Source organism: Mycobacterium sp. DL440 (assembly GCF_011745145.1).
Classification (GTDB): Bacteria; Actinomycetota; Actinomycetes; order Mycobacteriales; family Mycobacteriaceae; genus Mycobacterium.
This window is the reverse complement of sequence record NZ_CP050191.1, coordinates 2218845-2244531: the sequence shown is the minus strand read 5'-3', so window position 1 is coordinate 2244531 and position 25687 is coordinate 2218845. Positions and strand designations below refer to the sequence as shown.

Genomic DNA, 25687 nt, shown 5'->3' with positions numbered 1-25687 from the left:
AGTCAGCAGCCAGGATAGCTAGGCGGAGACGAGACGAGGAAGTGCATCGGACGCGCTCATAACCCCCGAGAGCTACTCGACGGTGCTGTAGCCGGGCGGCCCGGCTGACGCCCTGTTCTCAAGGAACGTCGTCAGTTGTTGTCGGGTACACGGATGCGGAAGCGTTCCGCTGCTCAGACTCCCGTCTGATGCCCTGTTGGAATCGTTGACTAGATACAACGTCTCGCCGTTGGGACCTGTAGTGATTCCGGTGACCGAAAGAAAATGTCCGCCTCCGGGTTGCGGTGCACCGTTGACGATGGCGGAATGGCCCGCACGCAGATCTGATGTCATTTGGTCAACGAGGCCGGGGATCTGGTCGCGACTGGAAGCAGTGTGGTATTCGGATTTCAAACCGAACTCGTTGAGCTGGCTGGTCATCAAGTCAGGCCCGCCAGGCAAACCGTCGTTCTCGACACCGGGCACAGGGGTGACGCCCTGTTTGGTGGCGATCTTGTCGATCTCGGCTTTGGTCGGCGGAAAGTGCAGCGGCACACCGCCCATCATCTTGTTCTGCACATCCGCGGGAAGGTTGATCTCTGTGCCGTTGGGTCCTTCCCGCACGCCGAACTTGTTTGCCAAGGTGCTCGCGATGGCCCATCGTGAGCAATCGCCGCCGCCGTGGTCGAGGGCATACTGTGACCACTGGCCCACCTGCGCCTGCTGCTCCGGGGTGAGCTTGCCGGCTGGTGCGGGCTGACCCGGAGGCGGAGTCCCGGTCTCGTGACCCTGATCGTCGACCAGTACATCGCCGACGGCGGCGCGGATGGCGGTCGCGAGCTCCTGATCAGCGGTGTGGGCCCGGGCCTTGAGCTGATTGAGGTCGTTTTGCAACAGCTGCGGGTCGTGTTTTCGTTGCGTGTCTTGGCTGTCGTCGATGCGCCAGTCTGAAGTGACCGTCCAGCCGTATTCGCGGGCGCGGTCGTCGATATCTAGAAGTCTGTTGCGGCAGTATTCGACGTCTTTCTCGGCGCGTTGCAGTGCCGTCGCCACCCCTTTCGACTCGTGGCCATCGCGGTCGAGGTCTTTACGCTGCTTGCCGATTTCGTCGCGGAACGCCTCGCCGGCCTGGCCGTTCCAGTTGGTGCGCTTGCCGGTATGGTCCAGCGACTCGCCGAGTTTATGGTCTGCGGCTCCCACCCCTTGCGCTGCTTGGAACAGCTGTCGAATGACCGAGACATCCCAGTGCCGAACGTCGTCAGTGGTGAGGTCACTCATTACAGGTCGACCGCGTTGCCGATGCCCGGAATCGCGGTGATCGACTCTGCTGCTCCGTCATCGGTGGCGGTGTAGCGTTGCGCCGCTTCCGACATGTGTCGTTCAAGGGTGTTGACCTGCCGCTGGCGGTGAGCGTGTCGGGCTTCCCACTGTTGGGCTACAGCTTGCAGTGCTGACACTGAGGCTCCGCCTCGCCACCGTGTCGCTCCGTCAGAGAATTCATCGCGATGACGGGCAGTCTCGGTGGCGTGATCGGCAGCAGCCACCCCAAGATGGTCACTGGCCATACGCAACTCGCTTGGGTCAACCCTCAAATCATCGGCCACGACGACGTCTCCCCTCTGACGTTTCCGCAAAAGCCTAACCCCCTCATTGGAGCGCGCCGTGCGGCAATTTTTGGCCTTGCTGCCAACGCGCACCACGTGCTTGTCCCACCGCCCTGTAGCGCGAGCGGCATCGGCAATCGGTCAACGTGCAGGTGTGGTCGCGGCTGTGTCGCCGGGATGGAACGTGCCGTAGGGATCGATACCCGCACCCATCGTTGTCGTGATGGATGTTGCGGTAGCAAATCACTGTGTGGAAACGATCCGATTCGCGATCAAGTGGGCCACCGCGACCGCCTCGTCATCCGCCACATGATTAGCACTGTCGGTGCTGATGCGAACAACCTGAACATCGACTATGAAACGGGCCGCCGCGGTGAGCGCCCGCTGCTTTACCAGTGGCATTCGGGCATCCGCGGTGTACCGCGCGCTGACCAGTACTGCGGCATGGAGCAGACCGTCAGTGTCAGCGACATCGGTGATCTCAGCGGCATTCTGCTCGTGTGAGCCGGCAATGGCACTGGCCATCGTCACCGTTTGGCCTTGGCAACTCTGCCATTGCGCAGCGAACTTGGAATACCAGGAATGTGCGCTGCCTGCTGAGTCCAGTTCGATCAGGCCGGCAGTGATCCGGACGTCCGCGTCGCCAGGCTCGCCGGACTCCGAGGTGGCTTCCCACTGGCCCTCCACGGCCGCAGTCACTGGGGCGTCCTGGAAGGTGCGACGCATGCGGGGCGAGTAAACACCGAGGCACTCGATGGGCGACGCGTCCCCCATACCGTTCGGCAACACGTCAATCCCGCCGACGGGTCCGTCAAATTCAGTCTGCATCGTCGCGCCCACCATCACCGACAGTTCTGCGGGATCGGGCAGGGCCTTCATCATGGATTGGATGACAGCGCTGGGTTCGGGACCTGGGCGGTGTGCGGCAGCCTTCCCGTCGAGGCTGCTCGAACATGCCGACAGCGATATGACGATCGCAATAGCCCCGACATGGCGCCACCGGCCCGTCGCGTCGATACGAGAATCCTCCACGCCCTACTATCCCGTACGTCGTCTGACCCAGCGTGCAACCGTTCCCGGAAACGCTGACTGGACGCGTTCACTGCGCGCGTGCCGGTCGTCGGCGACGCGGAGTTGGCAGTCGTACCGGTGCGACCTGTGCAGCCGGGCGAATGTGGGGACTCTGCAAACACCTCGTGCTGTGTTCACGTGTTGACCGAGCTGTATCAAATAGACAGCCCATTGTGGTTCGCCTGCACCGTATTTGGTCGAGACAAAAGCAACTGCCAGCAAGCGTGCACGTTGTGGACTGGCCGTGCTGCACTCGTCATATACCAGCTCGTACGTTCGCCAATTGTGTCATTTTCCTGAACAGCAAACGTTTCTCGCTGTGTGCAGGGTGTCTGGCCGCAGGATGCGCCTTAGCGGACCGGGTGGGGACTGTGCTCGTCGCCGGCCGTGTGGTCCAGCCCTTGCCGCGGGGAAAGCGGCCGCCAAATCCTCTGTGAATACCGACAGTTAGATGCCCATCGTGCTGTGGCGCCTCTTGTTCTGCGATTAGACGCTGTGCTCAACTGTTAGTTGACCTGAGGTTGTGACTTCGATCTTTGGGGTTCCTACGAGGGTCGGCAGGAGCAGTCGCAGCTAACGCGGCCACGGAGTCGGTTTCAGTTATGAGACCGACACCCAGGCAGCGGGAAGGAGCCGCCACAGCATCCACGGACCCGGATAATGAAGGGGCGCCGTTACGCCCGCCTACGGTATTGGTCGGGCCAAAGCAAAAAAGCCGGGCGGCCACCCGGCTTTTGGCTCGATCTGAAGATGTTGTTCCCGATTCATCCGCTGGGGAGGAATCATGTTCATTTCACCGTGTCTGGCCCACGATGTCAATGCCCGCTGGATTTCGGTTCGTCGGCCCACCTGGGGTTGGTGGTCCCGGTGAGGCCCCGGCCAGCTGCCAAGCTCCCCGTCAATCCGGCCCGCTACACACAGCTGCTGTTCCGTGACGCGACTAGCCGGGCGCTGTCCTATCACCGCCTCACCAGCGAGCTGTCCAGTGTTCGGTTCGAAGATCACCGTCCAGTCCGGCGATTCCCGGTCTACCCCGGTAAGCGGGCCCACGAGGGCAACTACTGGTTCACCCGATCGCAGCGCCATGTTCGCTGCGAATCGCGGTTCGAGTTCATCGCGCTGATGCTGCTCGATTTTTGCGGGCAGGTCGTGGCCGTAGCCTCCAATCCGTTCTGGATCCTGTGGCCAAAAGGGGCGCGGCCGCAACGTCATGCCCCCGACTTTTTCGCGCGACTGCGCGACGGCACCGCGCTGGTGGTCGATGTGCACCCGCAAGCATTGATCGACGCCGAGGTCGCAGTGCGGCACGAACGCACACAGCAGGTCTGCGCCCAGTTGGGATGGGGCTACGGGGTATTCGCGGCAATCGACCCGGTCGTTGAGCGCAACATCCTCGTACTCAACGGGTTCGGGCATCCACGGTTCGCGCCACCCGCCGCGTTGCGCACCTTTCTGCTGAGCGCCACCGATCCCCAGCCAGCGCGGCCACCGGTCCTGCTGGACTGCCTCGTCGATGACTGTTGCCGGGGCACCGATCACTGCCGCTCTGTGGTGCTCAGCGGGCTCTATCACCTGATGTGGCAGCAGGAGTTGCATCTGGATCTAGCACGGCCACTCGGTAGCGATAGCGAGGTGTGGCGGTGAACGTGGTCACCGACGGAGACATCATTTCATACCAGGACGGCACCTGGGAGGTCATCAAGTGTGACGGTCTGATGGTCAGGCTGCAGAACACCGTCGATGGCACCATGATGCTAATCGCCGCGGCGGTGCTGCTGGCCGACGACACCTTTGCCGCCGCAGACGACCCCGCCGGCAGTCAGCAGGATCAGCATCTTGTTGCCGCGCTGAGCACCTCGAGACGACGTGACGCCGAGTTCTGGTACGACCAGATGTACGAGCTGACGTACGGGATCACACCAGCGCAACGCGGCGTGCTCGACCCGCCGCCTGTGGTCGGCACGGTGGTGCAGCGATTGGAGCGTAAGCGACAAGAATTGGCCGCCAAAGGGTTGACGGTGTCGATGGCCACGATGTGGCGCCGCTACGTCGGATTCAAACATGGTGTGCTGGGCTGCGCCGACAAGCGTGGCCTGCCCGGCCACACCCGCAATTCCACGATCGATCCCGAGGTCCGTGCGGTCCTGGACAAGGTGCGCAAGGGTTTCACCTGGAAACCCACACCTTCGGGGGCGCAGGTCATCGAACTTGCTGCCCGCGAAACGCTGCAGCTGGGGTTGACGCCGCTGCGCCGCAGCACCGCCTACAAAGAGCTGCGCAAGCTGGACCGGGGACAGAGCAGCTTCGGTGCGGCCACTCGTCGCCAGAGCGTAGCCACCAGCCCCGACCGTGGCTGGGGCACGTGCACGGCGGTCTATCCCGGACAGGAAGTGCAAATCGACTCCACCTCGTTGGACGCCTGGGCTCTGTTGGCCGACGGCACGTCAGCAAGAATCGATCTCGCTGTGGTCATCGACGTGGCGACGCGCACGATAGCCGCGGCCATCTTGCGGCCGAAGGCACACTTGTCGGTTGAGGCTACCGAGATGGTCAACCGCGCGATGATCCCGCTGCTGCAGCTGCCGGGATGGCTCGACACAATGTCGATCGCCCGCCACTACCTGCCCAGGGGTTCGATCAGTCCAGAAGAAGAACTTCGAAAACTGGCCGCTGCCCGCCCCATCCTCGATATCCGCGGTGTCTTCGTCGACCGAGGACGGATCTTCGTCGTTCCGACGTTTGTCGGCGCCATGGAGTCGCGAGGTATCCACCAGCGCATTGCCTCACCGCATGAGCCGACCGCAAAACCCATCGTGGAACGAGTGATCAAGACTATCGGGGCAGATTTCGTGCAGTGGATGCGCGGTTACACGGGCAATTCGGTGGCCAACCGGGGCCGAAGCAGCAAGATCGAGGCGGTATGGCCGATCGTTTTGCTGCAAAGCCTGCTCGACCAATGGATCCTGTCGGTCTATCAGTACCGCCCCCACGCTGGACTCGACCTGGGGTTGGCGCCCCACCTCAAAGAAGTCACCCCCAACGACCTCTATGCCGCGCTCAGCGCCCACATCCCCGGGCAAATCCGCACGCTCGACCGCGACGAATGGATTGGCCTGCTGGCCTTCGACAAACGCACCATCCAACGCTACGGCGTCAACATGCACCACCTGACTTACACGCCACAGCGCGACTCCCCCGACGAGGCCCGGCTGCGTGGCCTGGCCCGCTCCCGGTCCCGGCGGCCAGACGGTTACTGGGAGGTCCGGTATGACCCGACCAATGTCATGCAGATATGGGTGCGTGACGATGAGCGGAAAACCTGGATCGAATGCCGCTGGAAACACGCAGATTTGGTGGTTGTCCCCTTCGGCCTGCAACTTCTCCATACGATGCTCGAAGGATACGGCGATGCCAATCGGCCCACCGAGAAAGAGATCGCCCAGCGGGCCAACGACATTCATATGCGCCTGTTCGCCGGGCCTGACGAGGCAGACCTCGCATTCAGTCACCGTGAAGCTGCGGCCGCCCGCAAGAACCTCACCCGCCAGGTCATGCGCCCCAAGATTCCGCCCGACCATGCCCCCATCGATGCCCGCCATGTTGTCGACGTTGAGGATGAGCCGCCACTGCCGACCCGCATCACGCCGATCCGCGCCGTCGACTACAGCGAGGAATGGTAATCATGGCGGCCCCCACCACCAAAGAACAGTGGCGCGAATTCTGCGCCTACACGAACACTCCAGATGCCTTGCAGCCCAATCTCACCTGTGCCGAGATCGCCGACTTGACACCGACGGAACGCAAAGCCTATAACGCCCGCCGATACAACTATATCGACGAGGAACGTGTCATGAAGACCCGAAACCTCCTGGTCCTCGAAGCTTCCGCCGAGCGACTACTGCATGCATCCGAGAAGCCAAGACACACATTGCGTTCGGGCCTGCAGATCTCGGGCCCCCCGTGGGTCGGCAAGACGACCGCCATCACCTATGCGGCACGCAAGCTCGAGGCAGAGATGCGGCGCCGCTACGACCGTATCGGCGACCTTCAATACCTCCCTCTGCTCTACATATCGCTGACTGCGGCCACAACGCCGGCCAAGTTGTGGGCCATCATCGCCCACTTCCTAGGGCTACCGGAGGGCAGCTTCCGAGACGACAGCGCGATGTTTCGGCTCTGTGCGCTATTGCGCGTGCTGGGCACTCGGTTCGTTTTCGTCGATGAGGTCCAGCGTCTCAACACCGACCACATTCCCGACATCAAGGTCGCCGACTCACTCAAGAGTTTCGCCGAATACCTCGACGCCACGATGATCTACGCCGGGACAGACCTCGACACCGCACCCCTGTTTACCGGGAAAGCCGGTGCACAGTGGCGTGCACGCTGCAAGCGCACCAACATGCAACGCTACGAACACAAAACCAACGCTCAACAACGCGAATGGGCAGAGCTGGCCGGTGGATTCGAGCAGTACCTGCCCCTTCCTCGGCACCACAGCGGCTATCTAATCGATCACGCGGACTACCTGTGGGACCGCTGCCAAGGGTCGATCGGGACGCTGCGCGAACTCATCGCCGACGGCGCCTACCTGGCCATCACCTCAGGCGAAGAACGCATTACCACCGAACTTCTCGACGTAGTCGCCGTCGACGAAGAAGCACGCCGACTCGCCGCTGAGGCCACTCAACCCCCGCCACCGTGACCAAGTCACAGCACGACGCTCCGAACCTCCCAGGCCTCATGCCCCCACCGGAGGCGATACTACGACGCCTTCCCTGTGTGCTGCCCCCACTTACCAATGAGACGTTGCCCAGCTTCTTGGCTCGCCTCGCCGCCAAGAACCACCTACCCGCCCACGCGCTGACCACCCTCGTCGGTAACGCCGAGGATGGTGCGACAGCGGTAGCCAAGCTCACCGATAGACCGCGTCGCAGCATCGTTAGCGCCCTACCACAGACCCGCACGGCCGACGATCTCACCCGATGGCCCTACCTGCTCGGAAAACCCAGCGCGTCGGCCAAAACCACTGATGCCTGCCAATTGTGCGCTGCTGCCCGTGGCGATCCCGGCGCGCGCATCCACGTGCATACGACACACGACCAGGTCATCTGCCTGGTTCACTACCGCTGGACCGGAGGGCCACTGCTTGCAACCACGGGCAGCTCCCAATTCAGCATCGCCGCGTGCCCCGCGATCGTCGACGCCCACCTCGCCCACCGCGTGCTGATCGCCCAGTGGGGACGTCACCGGGTGCAGTTCTGGTTTGAAGAAGCGATCATCGCACTGCAGAACTGGCGCAGGCTGGGAGCCACCCGCACCGATCCCGCCGTCGCCACACGAACGGCACAGCTGCATGCCATCGATCCCCGCCCCGGATCGCCGCATGACTGCGCTGCGCACTACCCCACCACCGTGCAACTGACCGCCATGCTGCTGCAACTGCGCCACGACCTCGACCACCACGGCGAGCCCACCCCGAAAATCCTGGCACGCGGCCGGACCCAAATCGCCGGCATCATCAGCGGTTTGCGCCCGACCGGGGCCTGGGACCCCTATGTGCGTGCCCTCGACGCCACCTATATGCAACCACCCGACGAAGTGGAAACGCCGCCATGACAGGCGAAATGCACCGATTCGACTGGAAACGATCCCTGCTGCGACCGCTGCCGGTGACGGTGGCGCCGTTTGACGGCGAAATCGGCTCGTCCTACCTACAGCGACTCGCCAACGCCAACTACTTTCCACTGTCGACATTGCGAACCCTCGTGGGGATCACCCCTCAAGCTAGACAGATCGACCCTGTGCGCCTGGCCTCAGTCAGCGGCTATGACCAGCAGACACTACAAACCCGGCTGCGCCTTCTGGACGGACAAAGCTACTACGCGAACGTGGTCGCCTCATGCCGACTGTGCATGGCCCGCCGCAAAGTGCTCGAACCGGTGTACTGCATGCCCAGGCTTTACCGGGTGGTGTGTTTGCGCCACCACCTCTGGATTGGGCTGCCGGTCAGAGAACCGCGTGACCAGGTCAGCGTCAGCTCACAACCGGCGGTCATCGGGGCCGCGCGAACACATCGCAAGCTGCAGCGGCGCTACCTCGAGGCAGAAATCGAGTTTCTGCGCCGCGACGCTGTGCGAATCATGCAATGCTGGCAACGAATCGACACCGGTTCCATCGCCACAACGACGACCGAGTTCTCCACATCCTGCATCGAGGCGGCGTTCGTCGACTACGTCGAACAGATCCACCTCACTGCGACTTTGATTCGTCACCTGCCCGGTCGCAACCAGGAGGGCTCCCCAGCCACCGCGCTCCAGCGCCTCATCGGCGACATGGCGAGGCGATATCACATCAGCCCAGATTCCCCGCACATGGACATCCTCCTCGGCTGGCACGAGCAGCAAGTCGCAATGTGTCGCGCGAGCACGGCATCAACCAGTGGCACTCGGATGAACAATATGCCGCGATGACCTTGACACGATCTCTAGTGCCGGTGAAAAGCGTCGCCATGAGAAGTCTTCGCCATCGCGGCCCTTGACCTGCGACGCCGTTTCGGCAAGCCTGTGACACTCGGCGATGCTCTAGACGCCGCGACGACTCCCCCGGACCGCACGGGCTGCCCACCAGCTTTCGGCCGGGTAGGACACTCCGGTACGACGCTGAGGTAGACATACACGAGATGTCAGGGCTATCTGCCACGATGCGACTATGACCGAGGTTGCCACTGTGCGATGGACCGGACCGAGAGTCCCCATGTCAGCACGGCACAGGGGCGACGTCCGCTCATGCCCCAACTATGAGCTCCGCAGCAACGCGGGCGATGAGCGAGAACTGGACCGTCGACCGGGACGTACTGGTCGCGGCCCGTGGCCGAATTTCGATGGGCGCCTTCGGCACGGTTCCGGCGATGTTGTGAGCCAGACCCGGGGGGCTGCCTCTGCTGGGCACAGGCGCAACGCGCCGAGGTGACGGGAAAGGTGACGATCGGTGTTCAGTCAACGTCTTGAAGCCGAACGCAGTGTGGTGCGGATTCTGAACGGCCGCCAGGACAGTTGTGGCGCTGGGTTTTTTGTCACCCACGATCAGGTCTGCACGTGCACACACGTCCTCAATGCCGCGCTCGGGCGCCCGATCGACGCCGACCCGCCGCTGCCTGGCACGCCGCTGACACTGGCCTTTCCCTGTGCGCCGGGCAGTGTTGCCACCGCGACGGTGGAGCACGCGGAGCCGCGAGCAGCGGCCGACATTGCGATTCTGCGACTCACCGGTCAGTTTCCTTCCGATGTTCGTCCGGCCCGGCTGTTGCCGGCGGCCCACGCCGCGCGAAGGGAAGTGGCCGCTCTCGGGTTTCCAGTCGGCGGCGGCGATGGTTTGTGGGCCGACGGGGCGCGGCTGAGTTTGCCGCTTCCCGATAGGTCATTTCAGCTTGAAGTGCCCAGAACCACAGGTATTTCGATACAACCCGGCTTCAGTGGGACACCCGTGTGGTTGGTGCGCGGCGGTGGTGTCGTAGGCGTCGTAGGAATGATTCGTGACCATCACCGCGGCGCCCCGGGGCAGGCACCGAGCAAGGTAGCCACGATGGTGCCCACCGACACGTTGGCACGCTTTGTGCCCATCGAATGGCCGGGAGTAACCGACCCTGTCGCGGTCTTGACCGCCGGGCTGGCCGGTCTACCCGACAACCCGCACGACAGTGTCGAACAGTTCCTCCACCAATATCTGGGAACCGCCACCAGACCAGCACCTTTCGGCGGGCGTAACGTGGCTCTCGACAAGCTTGATCGCTGGCTTCACGATCCGGACCACCCATTCGCGGTGCTGGCCGCTCCCGCAGGAGCGGGCAAATCCGCGCTTGTCGCGCACTGGGCCGCCCAACTCGTCCTCGGCGACACCGCGGATGTGGTATTGGTACCGGTCAGTCTCAGGTTCGCCACCGAAACCAAGCGGTCCACCGCCACCATCCTCGGTAACCGACTGCGACACATCACAAATCAAGCCACCGACGACAATGTTGACCCCGCCACATGGTTCGGTGAGATTCCTGGCATGCTGCATGATGAGCGCCCGCCGGACCGCCCATTGGTAGTCATCATCGACGGTGCCGATGAGGCCGCCGGCTGGACACTGCCCCACGATCTCAAGTTCTCCACCGTCGCGTCAGGGGTGAAGATCATTGTGGTGGCTCGACATGCGGGCAGTCGTGATGGCCGGGCATGGGCTCGGGAGTTGAACTGGCCTGATGCCACGGTGCTGGACATCGGGCCCCTCGATGCCGGCGGCGTACGCCAAGCTGTCACTTCGATGGGGTCGTCGTTGGCTGGTCTTGCCGACGATTCGGCGGCCCTGGCCGAGTTGACCAGGCTCAGCGAGGGAGACCCGCTGATGCTCGGGCTATGGCTCACCACACTATGGAACCGAGCCCAATACGACCAGGACGCGGTGACCGCAGACAACTTACATCGCCTCCAGCCCGGCCTGACCGAAGTGTTTAACCAATGGTTGGTCGAGCAAAAATGGCAATGGACCCAAGACGGACGCGATGCTCGACAAGCTGAGGTCGGTGTCATGAATCTCTTTCGATTGTGCGCCCGGGCCCTGGGGCCGATCACCCTCCAGGATGTCGCCGAAATCAGCCAGGGCACATGGTCATCCACCGAACTCGAGCATCTTAGCGAGGATGCGGCACGATTCATCACCGGCGACGGACGCAGGCACGGGTGGGTTTTCAGCCACTCCCGATTGGCCCACTTTTTCAACGAAGAGAAAATGCTCGCCGCCGAGCGCGCGCACTGCGACCAGCTCTTTCTGGAATTCGGCCACCGCACTGTGCAACGCGTTGCCAGCCCAACACCATCGACAGTCGACCAACCCTATGCGGTGCGCCACTACGGCGCGCACCTGACCAAAGCACATGAGGACCTCAAGGCCAACAAAAGTGAACTCGACGCCGAACTCGTGAGCGTCGAGCGATTCGACGCACTTGTGACACCGAGTTGGCAGCGAGCCTGGTTGGAACTGACCGACACCTACGACGGTTTTCTGGCCGATCTTGACCGGGCGTGGGATCGAGTCGATCAGCAGCTCAACGCAGAGATCGAGCTTGGCCGTGGGCGCATGGCGGGCTGGCTGCTCTCGATGATCACCCGCTATGCACTGGTGCGGTCCTCAATTGACAGCCTAACGGCCAACGTCTCCGGCGCCATCGTGGTGGCGCTGCTCGACAACGGTATATGGAGCGTGCAACGCGCGTTGGCATTCAGCCGAGGCATGACCAACGTCCAGCGCGTCCCAGTTCTGCTGGCCGTCGCCCGCCTAGACCCCGACCGCATCGACGAAGTCCTGAGCACGGCAGAAGAACTCGGCCCCACCACCGCGCACCTGCAAGTGCTGTCGGGAATTGGCACACAGGACAACACCCGACGCGCACAGCTAAGCCACACCGCGTTGTCCATGTTCCCGCGCGCGTGCCGGGTCCCGAACTCGGCCGAGTCGGTCAACGCAATCCTGCCCATCCTGACCGATGCTCAAGTTCAAGAACTCACCGAAACCCTTCTCACCATGACCCATACGCACGGCCGCGCCAACGCACTACTAGCGATCGCTCTCATCCGGCCTTCCGCGCAGCGAACGCCGCTGCTGCTGAAGGCGGCTGACGCTGCCAGTGCCATCGGCGATCCAGAGGTCAGCTGCGATGTGCTCCTGAGCATCGCCCGAGCCAGCAGCGACGGTGCATGCCGCGACGTTGTGTCAGCTCAAGCCCAACGGCAGGCAAACCTGATCGCCGAGCCCGCGCACAAGATGATCCGCCTCATCAGTACGTCAGGGCTACTGGCGCCACCGCAGCGCCATGTGCTGCACGCCGACATCCTGGCCGCAATCGACGATGAAATACAAGAAGCCACCCGAACAGGCAGGGGGGAACCGGTCCACATGCTCTGCTATCTCGTCGAGGAAGCAGATGAGCACCTGCTCGATCAGCTTGCCAGTTGGGTCATCAACGATCCCGACGGCCTGTGGAAACGCGGAAGCTCCCTGGCCTTGAACGGCGTGGAGTTCATGACCAGATTGGCCCGCCGTCTCGACGATCTGCGTAAGCGTGAACTGGGTGGCAGAGCACTTGCGGCGATCCAGGATTGCACCTTGCGGCCACCGACGATCGACGAAGAGCGGGTCGCTGTAGAACTGCTGTCAGACCTTCCGTCCGAGCAGATCGACCAATGGGCACCGCTAGAGGCCAAACTCTCGGCGCTGGGCCGACTGCATCTGGCGATAGCAACCGATGATCGACGACGGCACCTGAATCTCGCCGACACTGCGCAGGAGGTGGCTACGGCGCTGACCTGCTCCGCTTTCAACGATCTTGGTCGCGTGATGGACTTTGCCGATCAACTTCCGGCCCGTGAATTGTTAACCCCCCTGCGGGCTACCGCAGCACCGTCGCGGGTCCAGTATTCGTGGCTTGGTCTGCTGGCCGCGCTACCACAGTTGCTCGCCGCGTTCGACCAAGTGGACGACGAGCTTCACGGCGAGTTCTTCTCAGTGGTAACCGAACTCATTGCCAACAGCACCGGCTACGTGCGGCTGGCCGCGGCTGAGATCGTCGCCCCCCAGGCACCCGAAGCGGCGCTGCAAGAATTGCTCAGCCTGCAGATGCACATCGCCGACACCGTCGAGCAGCTGCGGACCCTGAGCATCGCCGCAGCACACCTCGACGATCCGAAACGTAAACCCTGGACCGCCCTGATCCGACAGCGGCTCGACACCAAGCACTCTGCAGTTGACATCGCCACCAACTACCCAGACCTCGTCGCTGCACTGCTGCCGCTACTGGGCGCTGAGGAAGTGCTCAACCTCGCCAACGTCGAAACTGACCGCGCCACCGCCACGACCAACAATACGAAAGTGCTTGCGCAGATATTGCATCGGCTCTGCGAACTGGACTGCACCGATGACGCCGTGGCGTTGCTGCACCACGACCAGAACCGCTACCTCAGCGACACACTCGCCACGTCTCTGGCGGCCGCAGCCGCGGCGACCGGCAATGCCCGCCTCAACACGGCGGTGCTTTCGATCCTCAGGGATGGGAATTGGGACTTCCCGCGGCTACTCAACCTACCCGAGCAATGGCGGGCACAAAATCCGCACATCCTGAGGCCAGCCGCCGCCCGGTGGCTAGCAGACGGCCAATTTGACCCCAGGAACCGATTCCGCCTCGAAGTCGCCGCTGCCGGCCTTGCCTACATCGACGACCAATCCGCCCGGGCCGAGCTGATGGAATCCATCTGGGCCGCATTGACCGATTACACCCAGCCTGAAAACCGCGGCGACACACTCGTACGTCTCCTGACATGCGCCGAGCCCCCACCGGCCCCCGCCATTGTCGAGTTGGCGCTCACCACCCTGCGCGGAACCACCGACATTCTCGATCCATTCGTGCGTCGACGACTACTGGTCGCAGTGGCCCCGCACCTGCCCCCGGACACGCTCACCGACCTACTGTTCACCGTGTTCGGCAACGGTAATTTTCTTGACGAAACGTTGGCCGCGGCGATCGCGGGCCTCGACGACACTGCCGTGCGACACCTCTACCAGGCCGTCGCCACGCGCCTTCACACCAGCGGGCGCGACACGATCAGCCACCACGACAAGCTTGCCCGCGCCCTAATGCCGCGCTGCTTAATTGCCTTGGCCCACATGGGCTACGTCGAAGAATGCCTACAGCAACTTGAGCAGCCGCCAGCCAAAGACCCCAACACCGTGCGGACGGTGATCGGCGCGATCGCCGAACGGATTCCACAACAATTCCTTGACCGCGCAAGTACCCTCATCCGCCCGCCTGACACACCCGCTGACAGTCACTTCACGCTCGCACCGCTGGCGCTGCGCGAGGCAAGCTGCCACGGCGCCCTGCCCCAATACAAGGCACTGTCCGGCGACGGCCCCGTGCACATCGTCGGACCTATCCTGCCCGGACTCGTGCCGCACCTACTTAAGCTGCCCGAAAAGGATCTCTATCGCCCGACAGCAGATCTGCTTCGGCATCTACCGCCGATCCACCGCAGCTCCCTGCTGAAGGATCTCGGCGCGCTCGCACCGTTAATCGCCTACCTGGGTGGACAACCCGCCATCCAGGCCACCGCCGAAGCGATCCTGGAAATCGGCGAGTGGTTTCCCTGACCAGTTCCCAGCGAACGGAGAGGAACCTTCAATGCCTTCCACGCCACCAGCTGACACGAGGCCATCCACCTACGATTGCACCGCCCCGTCGACCCCGTCCGGATGGCCACCCTCCCTCGCAAACGAGCGATCTGGGACCGGCGCTGGAACTCCCCCACGGCCTGATCGTTGGGTCACCGATGACAAAGCCACATCGCACGGCAACGCCGGATACCTCGCCGAACTCGCCTCACACATCGCCCTCGACAGCACTGCCCGCAGACTAGGCGCCGAGATCTCAACCACGCTCAACCGCGATGCTGTCGTCTGCCTGGTCCCCCACGCGAATGTCCTCGAAGCCAGTTGGTCTGCTGCGGTATTCGAGGACGCACTCGAGCGCTACGAGCGACTTCTATCGATTTCTCGAACAGAAATAGAATCCCTCGTTCTCCCTGAAATCACTGGCACTGCAAGCAACCTCAGCCAAGGACTGCAGCCGGCCGCGGTAACATTCTCGGCCCCGAATCTGCCCGGATTCACTCTCGGGGCCGTAGCGCAGATCGCGGGACTGCTGCGCAATGACTCCACCCTGACCACCCGGAAAGTGGACAAAGAACGCTCATCACTCACCGCAGCCGTTATCAACGCACTGACCAACCCGTCCGGAATAGCGGCCATCGTGCCGACCTACCAACTGATCGACACGACAAACCCAATCCTCCTGCGCCTACGTGCAATCAACGATGCTCGAAACTCCCTGACGGCCGCCCACGCATCCCGCCAGGTAGCTGTGCTGGACGTAGTTCGGCGCACCGTCGCTGACCTCGAAACGCAGATCAACGACCTCCGCGCCACCAATTCCTACCCGGGTACGGTCACTGACCGCCTCACACAACTGCATGCCGAACGACGCGCCCTGCTAGACACTGCCGCACCCACCGAGGCGGCCCTCGCCAATGCCGCCTACCTGCTTGATCAGGTCACCGCCTTTCTGCACGAGCACACCCGCGCTCCCACGGACCATTCATCGCCAGCGCTGGTCGCAGCGCTTGTCCACGCCGCGACAACCGGTGGCCGCGCACCCACCCACCTACTGCACGTTCAGATCGATTCTCTCGGTGCCGACGTAATCACCCGAAAGTCGCTGTGGAACACGTCAATGACCTTCCTCGGCGGCGCCGCCGTGTCCTACATGCTGATGGACACCACCTCTGCAGCAGTGACTTCCGGAACCCGAGCAGCAACCACCTCAATCCGATACAGCACCTGGCGCAACCGAATCACTTCGGTGACCACTTCGGCGCAGCTCGCGCCCACACATCCGGTGCCGTAGGCGAGCCCACTGCAGGCAGGCTCACCGCCGATACCGATGTACTGTCACCGGCCGTGGCAACGAACCATATCGGGCATCGGCCAACACGTGGCCCTCATTATCGAGACCGGACCTCGAACTCCGTGGTGTGCACGCCGGGTTCGCACAAGTTGTCGACGGCAAATGTCGCAATTTCTACAGGCAATCTCCCGGACATTCACCCCTGTGACGCCCCCACAAGATGAGGTATTCTCGGTGGAGCTCAGGAGTGGCTGTTCGGAAGAGTCGACCATCGAGGTGAAGAGTCGACCGCGCACGACGATCAATATCGGTCCAGACGTCCCTCAAGTGCCCTCCTGAGCGCCATTTTTGGAGTTGGCACGTCGAATTCGCAGATCAGCGCACGCCGAGGCCCGCCTCGGTGCCACCGACACCGCGTTACGCACGGCGTGCGCTCGTCGCTTGCCAGGCCATTGAACGCAGCACGAGAACCTGGCCAGCAAGCGCGCAAGTCGACGATCAACGGGCCGGCCTAGAAGTCCGATTGCCAAGCACATTGGTTGCCGGCCGGAAACTGTGCGCACCGTGCCTGCTGTTGCCTAATACGTTCGTATCGGTCGGATCTGGGTTGGGCGAATCAATCAGGGAAGGTCAGCCCGACGTTTGATGGACGGCAAGTCGCCGAAATTCCTCGTCGCAAAGTTGGCCACGATAGTAAGCAGCTTCGATGTCATCCCAGTCGCCGGCGGTGTAGGCGTCGGAGGCCACGCCATCGATCCGTATTACCTCACCGAAGCTGCACGTCGTCCCCACGAGCTGTTCCATCATCTCATCTGTGGTGATCATGCCGGCGGTGCGCTGATCGATGATCTCAGCGGGCTTGACGTCGAGCTGGGTTGTGTCCTCCGCGAAGCGACGCAGAATGCGTTGAATAGTGGGCTGCGACAGATTCCCAACCAGTCCGCTGATCTGGCGCTGCGTGAGGCCGTGAATCACTGCGGCGCAGTAGATCTCGCGTTCAAGGTCACGTTCGCAGACTCGTTGACGCGCGGCCTTGGCCGCGAGCCGATGTTCGGGCAGGGTTTCATCGGCCGCCTCGTTGCACATGTTGACACCTCCTGATTCATTCTGAATCGCTGGGGGTCGGTCGTCAACGCTTGGCGTCGGGTGATGATGGCCGACCGCCAACTCATGACGTCACCGGCCAGGTGCCCGTACCGGATACCAACGCTGCTATCTCAGCCGTCATCGAGAAACATGGACAGCTCCCACCGCACCAAATCAATCGCCGCCACCACTCGCGGGTCATCAGGATCAAGACCCTCATCCACCAGCACCTCGCGGTCCTCAGCATCCATACCACTTAGGACGTTGACCGGACCGATCCGGTTCCCACCCGAAGAAAGTCGATCGCGTGGACCCTCGACCCCGGCGGACCAAGCAATGTGAGCTTCCCCGGATAGCCTAAGTGCGCCTACGAGCGGCGGCTGAATGCGAAGCCACCGCGGGCAGACCTTCGAGCCACGATGACTCTTCGTTCGAAAGCTGGGCATCAACCGCCGACTGTCCGACACTCTCAGGTCTTTCTGGATTTTGTCCGACACTCTCAGGTCTTCGTGGACAGACCTCCCAAACGACGTCCAAGACCAATTGAGAGTGCGCAGGTCAGGGTACCGCCGTACTTTCATGTAATTCCGGATCGGACATCTCGGCTCGTTGTGGAGCCGTTCCCGAAACGCCATCCCTGGCGCTGTTGCGCCATATGCAAGCCGCACCAGCGTCACGATGCGGGTTGCGCCCGAGGATCTCGTCGCGTCGCGTCGCGTCGACGTTGGGATAGGTACCAGCAGCGCCGGTCCGCCGGTGGCTGCGGTTATTGATTGCCCCACCGCCCGCCCCTGTGCCCCCTCGCCAATTGCGTCACAGTGACGTTTCTGTGACTAGTGCCTGTGCGCTGATTCAATTGCCCTGCAGTCGCTTTCGGCACTTCATTGGCCCCAGGGCTGGACGGAGGCCCCAGGTGTCATACCGGTGATAACGTCGATGGTGAATCGCAAGGGGTCGACCAGATGAAAATCGGGACGGGATGGACGAGGCAGCGAACTGCGCCGCTCGTGTCCCTGATGGCCGTGCTGGCGGTCACCGCCGGTTGCAGTGTCGATCCAATCCGATCTGTCGCATCCGATGACCCCGTGACGACATTGCCGGTTCCGACCAACATCCCACCTTTCCCATTTCCGAGCGACCTGCCGCCTGTACCGTTGCCGAGCGCCATCCCTGACGTGCAGATGCCGAACGAGATTCCGCGAGCTCAACTTCCAGCAGATGTACCGCAAGTTGAGCTACCTGCCGCGATCCCTCGGATTCAATTGCCGTCAGCGATTCCCCCTATCCCCTTTCCCTGAACACGCAGAAGCGCCAAATTCGTCACTGTGACGTATTATGTTGCAGCAGAAGGCATTTTGAATGGTCCAACGACGGGCTTGTCCGGACGGAGGGTGTACCGGCGATGTTCTCCTTCACCGATCCTGATGGCAATGGCTTGGTCTCTCTCGAGGACACAGACCCGAGCGATTCCCGCTGACCACCGCGATGTTCCGGTGAACGGGACGGTTGACGGTGGCCCGTTCACTGGAACGTTCATGGCCTTGGGCACGGAGTTCGATTGCGCGGCAGGCGGAGCAAGCGAACAGGCGCGCCAGGACGATGACGATGCAAGGATGACTGCCATGACTGTGGTTCTCGTGCACGGTAATCCGGAGACTGACGCGATCTGGGGTCCACTCGTCGATGCGCTCCGTCGCGACGATGTGGTGCGGCTGTCGCCGCCGGGCTTCGGTGCCCCACTCCCCGACGGCTTTTCGGCGACCTTCCTTGCCTACCGTGACTGGCTCGAAAACGAGCTGGAAAACATCGACGAACCAGTCGATGTGGTCGGGCATGACTGGGGCGGCGGCCACGTGATGAGCGTTGTCATGCATCGACCCGAGCTGGTGCGCAGCTGGGCCACCGATGTCATCGGTGTCCTGGACCCCGACTACGTGTGGCACGACATGGCCCAGGTCTGGCAGACGCCCGGAGAGGGTGAACAACTCGTCGACACCATGCTCGGCGGAACCGTCGAGGACCGCGCTGCCCAGATGTCCGCGCTGGGCATCCCGATCGACATCGCGACTTCGATCGCCGCCGAGCAAGGACCAGAGATGGGGCGGGCGATCCTCTTGTTGTACCGCTCGGCCCGCCAGCCCGCGATGGCGGAGGCCGGGCGCGCGCTGGACAACGCGCAGGCCCGGCCGGGCCTTTCCCTGCTCGCCACCGATGATCCCTACATTGGCTCCGACGAAATTCGACAGCGCGCCGCGACGCGGGCCGCTGCACGCACGGCGGTGCTCGACGGACTGGGGCATTGGTGGATGGTGCAGGATCCGGCTCGTGGCGCGGCCGCCCTCACTCGGTTCTGGGCCGGGCTCGGCTGATGCTGTTCAGAGCGTCGCAGCCCTGACGAACACCTGTTCGGCTCGATTTGCGGTGGTTTGTAGGCTTCGAATATGCCGTTCAATGCCGGTGACGTCTTTGCCGGGTACACCATTCAGCGGCTCCTCGGTGCCGGTGGCATGGGTGAGGTCTACCTGGCCCAGCATCCCCGCCTTCCCCGTCTGGATGCGCTCAAGATCCTCTCGTTGAACACCACGCGCGATGAGGAGTTCCGCGCCCGGTTCACCCGAGAGGCAGAGTTGGCCGCGGCGCTGTGGCATCCGCACATCGTCGGGGTGCACGACCGTGGCGAGTTCGACGGCCGGCTGTGGATCTCGATGGACTATGTCGAGGGCACCGATGCCAAGCATTTGATCGAGCAGTACCCGTCAGGGATGCCCCTGCAGGATGTGGTGGAGATCGTCACGGCCGTCGCCGAAGCCCTCGACGTCGCGCACGAACGGAACCTGCTGCACCGCGACGTCAAACCGGCGAACATCCTGGTCACCACCCCGTCGGGAAGTGCCCGCCGACGCATATTGCTCACCGATTTCGGTATCGCCCGGGAAGCCGACGACGCGAATGGCCTCACGGAGACCGACGTGGCCATCGGGACCGTCGCGTATGTAGCGCCCGAGCAGCTCACCGGGAAGACGCTCGACGGCCGAGCAGACCAGTACGCCCTGGCGGCGACCGCCTTCCATCTGTTGACCGGCGAGCCTCTCTTCGACGACGCCAATCGCATCGTCCAGGCCGGCAACCACCTCTACGCACCACCGCCCCTGCTGTCCGAGCGCCGCCGTGACCTTGCCCATCTCGACGCCGTGATGGCGAAGGCGCTGGCGAAGCAACCCGATAGGCGCTATGCGCGGTGCCTGGACTTCGCCCGGGCGCTGGGCGGCAGTACGGATGTGTCGACCGCGCCCGAGCCGGTCCCGGCGCGGGATGCCGCGCCGGCGCCCCCTGAAACGGGTGGGCACACCGCCCCGCTGGAGATCCCCCACGTCCGCGAGCGGAGCAGTGCACCGGAGACCAGGCGGCTGGCCATGCTCACGATCCTGGGCACTGCCCAGGGGGTGCAGAAGCACCCGTCCGGACCTGACGGCGACGAAGAGATCTGGACCTTCCGTGTGGAACGATACGAATCGACCGGTGAAGCGCACACCGTCGTGCCGGTCGAGCTACGCGGCAACTCCATTACGGGCGAACTCTCGGACGGGGATGTGGTGGAGGTCAGCGGCCCCTGGGATGACCGAACGCTGTTCGCCGACTCGGTGGTCAATCATTCGGCCGGGACCCGTGGACGCCGCCGGGGCGACCCGTTCGAAGTGAGGTCAGCTAAGCGCCGCCGTGCTTTGACGTCCCGCCCGGTGCGCATCGTCTCGGTCCTGGCGGTGATCGCGATGATCGTTGCCATGTCCGTCCTCCTCATTCGCGGTTTGGGCTCGTCGTCGCACAGCGCCCCGGGGCCGATCGTGACGCCCGAGAGTGCGACGGTGTTCTCCCCCGGCGGCTCACCAGACCATCCGGATCAGGCGGGTCTGGCCATCGACGGCAACCCGGACACCTCGTGGTCCACCGACATCTACCAGGACGCCGCGCCGTTTCCTGTCTTCAAAGAAGGCGTCGGCCTGCTACTTCACCTGCCCTCGCCGACCGCGTTGAGCGAGGTCACGGTCGACGTGCCCAGCACCGGAACAGAGGTCCAGGTTCGTGCGGCCGACAGTGCCCACCCGAACAGCCTGTCCGACACAACCGAGCTGACGCCGAACGTGGTGCTACAGCCGGGGGAAAACACCATCACAGTCGACAATCAGACGGAAACCTCGAATGTGGTGGTGTGGATTTCGAAGTTGGGCACCCTCGACGGGCAGAGCCGAACCAGCATCTCAGAGATCACGCTGCGGGCCGCAGGCGACTGATCCGCCCGGCTCGTGGCGCGGCCGCCCTAACCCGGTTCTGGGACGGGCTCGGCTAATGCTGCTTTCATCGCCGCGTGACATTTAAACGGTTGACGGGGGCGTGAAACGGGTACTACTCAACTACGGAGTTGTGTGCTGCCGGCGGCTCAGAACGCTGAGGTTCCGGCGGTTCAAAACGCAGCTGCCGGGACCGATCTCACCCTGCTTCACGTACCGAAACTAGGTAAAAGCCATGATCATCCTCGGAATCATCATGATCGTTCTGGGGCTACTCCTCCCCAGTCTCGTCCCTACGTTCGCCTTCGCCCATGTCGTACTGGTCATCGGGGTCATCCTGCTGGTCGTCGGCCTGCTCATGATGCTGATGGGGCGGACGGGTCACGCCGTCGGCGGCCGACGCCATTACTACTGACCGGAGGAGCCGAGATGGCCACCAGCAGTAGCGTTTTCATCGTCTTAGTGGTGTTCGCGGTGACAACGCTCATCGCGGTCTTCGCGTGGGTGGCGGGCAACAAACGCAGTCAGAAGCCGATATCTGTGCGGCCCCAGCCTGGGGTCTGCCACAGCGGGACGACGTCCCCCGCAACGCGGCGCCGACCTCCCCTGAGCAGTTCAACGACCCAGTGGGACCGCGCGGACACGATGGATACAGACCCACCGTCACCCCAGACGTGCACGACTCCTGACGGCAAGGACCGCCAGAACAATTGACTAGCCGGTGGAAGGCCACATGCCCCACGAACGCATACGACCCGGCATGGGTTTTATCGTGGTGGGCACTGCAGTCAGCCGGATCGGCGTAGCATCACAACTATCGGCGGTACTTCGTACACGCAACCATTTTGAGTGTGTCATCGCTGGTTTGAAGGATAGGACCGCTTCACGCGGTCCGGGCAGGAGCGTCGTCATGACGCCACAGCAGACACGCAAACATGATCAGAACTCCACCGTGCCGGCGCGTACGCCACGCCTGCGGTTGAAACCCAAGGCACCCCAAAGCGGCTATGTTGACGGGGCTTGGTGGCCGCATAGCGACGACCTCAGCGCCGAGCTGCCAGACCTGTTGGCCGTGCTCTCGGTACGTCTGGGCCGCATCGACCGGGTGATGTATCACCTGAAGGCATGGGCCAACGCACCACGAAAGCTCACCACCGGAGGGCGCGCGGTGCGCTTGGATGGCTATCGGCGTCAGCCGATCAACACCATTGAAGTTCTCGGGCTCGACGGTGACCGGCTCACCCTTCTGGTGATTCCGCCGCATGCCGACGACAACGACGCTCACCGCACCATGATGACCGCAGCGCAACCCCACAACGCCGCGACCGTCGACGGATTGCTCAGGATCAGCCAGCGAGAACGTGACAGCCGCACGCAGGCATCCAATGCTCAAGAGCGCTGGGAATCAGAAGGAGGAATGACGGGACGAGTGAATCTCGAACGTGACTCGATGCTCACTCGGCACTAGCCGCACTATGTGCGGTGATGAAATAGCCCGTGAGGCTTGCGCTTCTCGTCTCCGGCCACCTCGGTCCAGCCGTCCGCCGGATAGGTCGCGGCCTGCATCGTTCCGGCGCGGACAACCTCCAGTGACCCGTCGGCGTGTTTGACGTAGCGATCGCCGAAGCGTGCAAACTCATCAGTGATGCCGTCGTTGCGTGTTACTTGTACAGTCATGGTCAAATCCGATCCCTGACGATATCGCCAGCGTTTTGGTCTTCAGAAAGCGGTCACCGGATGGGTATTCGGGGACGCACTGCGTGGTTTGGAGATTGCTGATTCCCAGCGCTGCTGGGCAACGCTGGCTCGATCCAAGCTGATCCGGACGCGCGGGTCGATTCCGAGAAGGCGATCCACCCGGGTCTCGTCGCAGGGATGTGCGGCCCTCATCATCGTCGCGTGCGCGTCGGAGGCTTCCGCATGCACAGCCAAGACCAGCAAATCGAGTCGAAGGAATCCAGGGCCTAGCAGACTGATGGTTGAGATCCGTTGGCGCTCATACCCGTCCAGCTTGACTGGACCGCCGTCTACGTAGAGTTTTCGCGGCGCGGGCCGCCAGTCAGACAATCGGTAGAGCACGCGTTCAACATGCCCCAGCCTGACGGACAGCCCCGCTAGAAGATCGGGAAGTTCAGCGCAGAGGTCATCACTGCGAGGCCACCATGCCCCATCGACGAACCCACTGCGTGGCGCCGTCGGTTTCAACCGCAACCTCGAAATACGCGACAAGCCTTGCGACCGTGGCCCATTGTCAATCACTTGTAGCGCCATGTGGCCGTTCCCATCTACGGCCGAGCCAATCGGCCTATTGAATTGATGCCCTCAAACCCGAATGGGCAATCTGTTATGACGGAACACCAACAGGTTTAACGATACTCGCAGTCACACGAAAAAGCGACAGCCGTGTCAATCCTCAACTGAGCGAGCATTATTGACGGCGATCATCACGAATCATGTTGCATGGAGGGCAATTTTGCACAGCAATGCGTCAGACTGGCTGCACACCCGGTTCGAGCAGACGCTTGGGGTGCATGCCATCGACCTGGCCGATGAACGGCGGATGGATGCTGTAGCCGAGCATGCGGCGGATGTCCTCGGACACCGCACGCACGGTGTCGCGGGTCATCGACAAGGTGAACGCTTCCTGCGGCCGCAGCCACGGTTCGCAATACTGCGCCGTCAGCGCCAGGCGAGCGTTCGGGGATCGGTTGGCGCCTCCCCCGTGCCACAAGGTCCCGGGAAAGAACACGCACGACCCGGCGCTCATCACCACCGGTTCACGTTCGGCAGGCTCGGGCAATCGATCGCCCCACGCATGGCTGCCTGCGACGATGTCGGTTGCGCCGTTGTCGGCGGTGAAGTCATCGATCGCCCAGATCGTGGCTGCACCCAAGGCTTTTCGCGGCCTCGGTAACGGGTAGAAGCCATCGTCGGTGTGTAGCATCTGCGCCTGCTCCCCCGGCAGGATGTTGATCACCTGCAACATCGACAACAGGTAGTTCGGCAAGAACAGCCGATCCAACAGCGCCAGCACGCGCGGATGGTCGGCGATCCGGTCGCAGCTGCGGGTCTTGTTCAGCACGCTGTACACCCGCTGGGTGGCGTGGCCTTCAAACCCGTTGCGGCCCAGCGGATCCAACAGCGGACCCACAGATTCCCGAATCTCGTCGAGCTCGGCTGCAGTGAGCAGATCAGGCAGGATCACGTATCCGTCGCGCAGCACTGCCACAAGGTCTGCATCGGCTACCGCAGGGTCCACCTGTTCACCACTGCTGGGAGTCCGCCGATACGTACCGGCCAGGTCGCCGGCCAACTCCGTCAACGAGGTCACATCAGTGCTCATGGTCACCCTCACCGAAACATAACTGACTTCTGTTATGGTTCGGACTATGGCACGGGCCCCGGTCGGACGTCAACAACTTCTTGACGCAGCCCGCGACGAACTCGTCGCCGGAAACGGTGCCATCGAACTCAGCGGGCTGACCCGACGCGCCGGGCTCAGCACCGGTGCGCTCTACCACCACTTCGGATCGAAGAGTGGTCTCCTTACCGCGCTGTATGACGGCTTCTACGACGGGTTGCGACACGCGATTGCCGACGCCCGCCTGCCCAGCGGCAACTGGGCCGCGCGCGAACGCGAACGCACCCACCGCTTCGTCGCTTATCACCTCGCCGACCCGCTGGCGCCAATTCTGCTCAACCGCACCCCAAGTGACCCGCAACTCACCGAGCTCGAGGCCGCCTACATTCACAACCTCATGGATAACGCCGCTGCCAACATCCGCCACGGCCAGCAACTGGGTGAACTCCCAGCAGACCTGGATCCCGACAGCGCCGGCGCTTACGTCATCGGCGGCCTGCGCCACGGCATTGCGCAACAACTCCGAGTCATCCCGACTCCGAACTCCGACGAGGCCACGCAGACGCTCTGGCGCTTTACCGCTGCCGTTCTCGGCATCACGTAGGCCGACAGGTGAACCGCAGTCAGCCTCGGTCGTCCTGACCGCGGCCGGCGATCCGGCCCAGGGTGGAAATGCCCGGGATGTTCGTCAACCTCGGGAAGGCGTCATTGCCCGTGCTGAACCTTCGGGCTACTCATACCGATAACTGTCCCCCACATGGGCCACGCCGTCCCCAATATGCTCGAGCTGACCCGCAGGAGAGGAACC

At 62.9% G+C, this 25687-nt stretch carries 19 protein-coding genes; 12 read left to right on the top strand and 7 right to left on the bottom strand.

Going from position 1 to position 25687, the window contains the following annotated elements:
• Positions 1 to 72: 72 nt before the first annotated feature.
• The 3 genes from HBE63_RS10805 to HBE63_RS10795 form a co-directional block, all read right to left on the bottom strand.
• Positions 73 to 1257, bottom strand: a complete 1185-nt coding sequence (locus HBE63_RS10805) for a hypothetical protein (protein ID WP_166904745.1) — start codon at positions 1255 to 1257, stop codon at positions 73 to 75.
• Positions 1257 to 1544, bottom strand: a complete 288-nt coding sequence (locus HBE63_RS10800; protein ID WP_166904744.1) for a hypothetical protein — start codon at positions 1542 to 1544, stop codon at positions 1257 to 1259. The genes HBE63_RS10805 and HBE63_RS10800 overlap by 1 nt, the downstream gene beginning before the upstream one ends.
• 282 nt (positions 1545 to 1826) lie before the next feature.
• Complete coding sequence (locus tag HBE63_RS10795; protein ID WP_166904743.1) at positions 1827 to 2615, bottom strand: sensor domain-containing protein; 789 nt, start codon at positions 2613 to 2615, stop codon at positions 1827 to 1829.
• Positions 2616 to 3521: 906 nt separating this feature from the next.
• Between HBE63_RS10795 and HBE63_RS10790 the strand changes: the two genes are divergently transcribed.
• The 7 genes from HBE63_RS10790 to HBE63_RS10760 all read left to right on the top strand — a co-directional run bounded on the left by HBE63_RS10790 (position 3522) and on the right by HBE63_RS10760 (position 16146).
• The gene (locus tag HBE63_RS10790) at positions 3522 to 4298 is read left to right on the top strand and encodes a TnsA-like heteromeric transposase endonuclease subunit (protein WP_166904742.1); all 777 of its coding nucleotides are present in this window, start codon (positions 3522 to 3524) and stop codon (positions 4296 to 4298) included.
• Positions 4295 to 6334 carry a hypothetical protein gene (locus HBE63_RS10785; RefSeq protein WP_166904741.1) on the top strand — a complete coding sequence of 680 codons (2040 nt, stop codon included), beginning with the start codon at positions 4295 to 4297 and terminating at the stop codon, positions 6332 to 6334. The genes HBE63_RS10790 and HBE63_RS10785 overlap by 4 nt, the downstream gene beginning before the upstream one ends.
• A 2-nt stretch (positions 6335 to 6336) precedes the next feature.
• The gene (locus tag HBE63_RS10780; protein ID WP_166904740.1) at positions 6337 to 7356 is read left to right on the top strand and encodes an ATP-binding protein; all 1020 of its coding nucleotides are present in this window, start codon (positions 6337 to 6339) and stop codon (positions 7354 to 7356) included.
• Positions 7357 to 7460: 104 nt separating this feature from the next.
• Positions 7461 to 8270 carry a hypothetical protein gene (locus HBE63_RS10775; protein ID WP_166904739.1) on the top strand — a complete coding sequence of 270 codons (810 nt, stop codon included), beginning with the start codon at positions 7461 to 7463 and terminating at the stop codon, positions 8268 to 8270.
• Between the two features lie 53 nt (positions 8271 to 8323).
• Positions 8324 to 9124 carry a TniQ family protein gene (locus HBE63_RS10770; protein ID WP_166904738.1) on the top strand — a complete coding sequence of 267 codons (801 nt, stop codon included), beginning with the start codon at positions 8324 to 8326 and terminating at the stop codon, positions 9122 to 9124.
• Positions 9125 to 9641: 517 nt separating this feature from the next.
• Positions 9642 to 14834 carry a serine protease gene (locus tag HBE63_RS10765; RefSeq protein WP_166904737.1) on the top strand — a complete coding sequence of 1731 codons (5193 nt, stop codon included), beginning with the start codon at positions 9642 to 9644 and terminating at the stop codon, positions 14832 to 14834.
• 31 nt (positions 14835 to 14865) lie between these two features.
• Positions 14866 to 16146 carry a hypothetical protein gene (locus HBE63_RS10760; RefSeq protein ID WP_166904736.1) on the top strand — a complete coding sequence of 427 codons (1281 nt, stop codon included), beginning with the start codon at positions 14866 to 14868 and terminating at the stop codon, positions 16144 to 16146.
• A 630-nt stretch (positions 16147 to 16776) separates the two neighbouring features.
• Here HBE63_RS10760 and HBE63_RS10755 read toward each other — a convergent pair.
• Positions 16777 to 17232: a winged helix-turn-helix domain-containing protein gene (locus tag HBE63_RS10755; protein ID WP_166904735.1), complete on the bottom strand. Its 456-nt coding sequence runs from the start codon at positions 17230 to 17232 to the stop codon at positions 16777 to 16779.
• Positions 17233 to 18854: 1622 nt separating this feature from the next.
• On the opposite strand from HBE63_RS10755, the gene HBE63_RS10745 reads away from it, so the two are divergent.
• From HBE63_RS10745 to HBE63_RS10730, 4 genes are all read left to right on the top strand, one after another.
• Positions 18855 to 19601, top strand: coding sequence for an alpha/beta fold hydrolase (locus tag HBE63_RS10745; RefSeq protein ID WP_166904734.1), 747 nt, complete (start codon positions 18855 to 18857; stop codon positions 19599 to 19601).
• 72 nt (positions 19602 to 19673) lie between these two features.
• Positions 19674 to 21521: a serine/threonine-protein kinase gene (locus HBE63_RS10740; protein WP_166904733.1), complete on the top strand. Its 1848-nt coding sequence runs from the start codon at positions 19674 to 19676 to the stop codon at positions 21519 to 21521.
• Positions 21522 to 21753: 232 nt separating this feature from the next.
• On the top strand, positions 21754 to 21933 hold the full coding sequence (locus tag HBE63_RS10735; protein ID WP_166904732.1) for a DUF6131 family protein: 180 nt from the start codon (positions 21754 to 21756) through the stop codon (positions 21931 to 21933).
• 495 nt (positions 21934 to 22428) lie between these two features.
• A complete protein-coding gene (locus HBE63_RS10730) occupies positions 22429 to 22986 on the top strand; it encodes a DUF5994 family protein (protein WP_166904731.1) in 558 nt (185 codons plus the stop codon).
• Between the two features lie 5 nt (positions 22987 to 22991).
• On the opposite strand, the gene HBE63_RS10725 is transcribed toward HBE63_RS10730, so the two are convergent.
• The 3 genes from HBE63_RS10725 to HBE63_RS10715 form a co-directional block, all read right to left on the bottom strand.
• Positions 22992 to 23195 (bottom strand): hypothetical protein, encoded by a 204-nt coding sequence (locus tag HBE63_RS10725; RefSeq protein ID WP_166904730.1) that lies wholly within the window; start codon positions 23193 to 23195, stop codon positions 22992 to 22994.
• A 42-nt stretch (positions 23196 to 23237) separates the two neighbouring features.
• Positions 23238 to 23789: a DUF5994 family protein gene (locus tag HBE63_RS31365; RefSeq protein ID WP_166904729.1), complete on the bottom strand. Its 552-nt coding sequence runs from the start codon at positions 23787 to 23789 to the stop codon at positions 23238 to 23240.
• Positions 23790 to 24006: 217 nt separating this feature from the next.
• Positions 24007 to 24861 (bottom strand): phytanoyl-CoA dioxygenase family protein, encoded by an 855-nt coding sequence (locus HBE63_RS10715; protein ID WP_166904728.1) that lies wholly within the window; start codon positions 24859 to 24861, stop codon positions 24007 to 24009.
• Between the two features lie 46 nt (positions 24862 to 24907).
• On the opposite strand from HBE63_RS10715, the gene HBE63_RS10710 reads away from it, so the two are divergent.
• Complete coding sequence (locus HBE63_RS10710; protein WP_166904727.1) at positions 24908 to 25483, top strand: TetR/AcrR family transcriptional regulator; 576 nt, start codon at positions 24908 to 24910, stop codon at positions 25481 to 25483.
• Positions 25484 to 25687 lie beyond the last annotated feature (204 nt).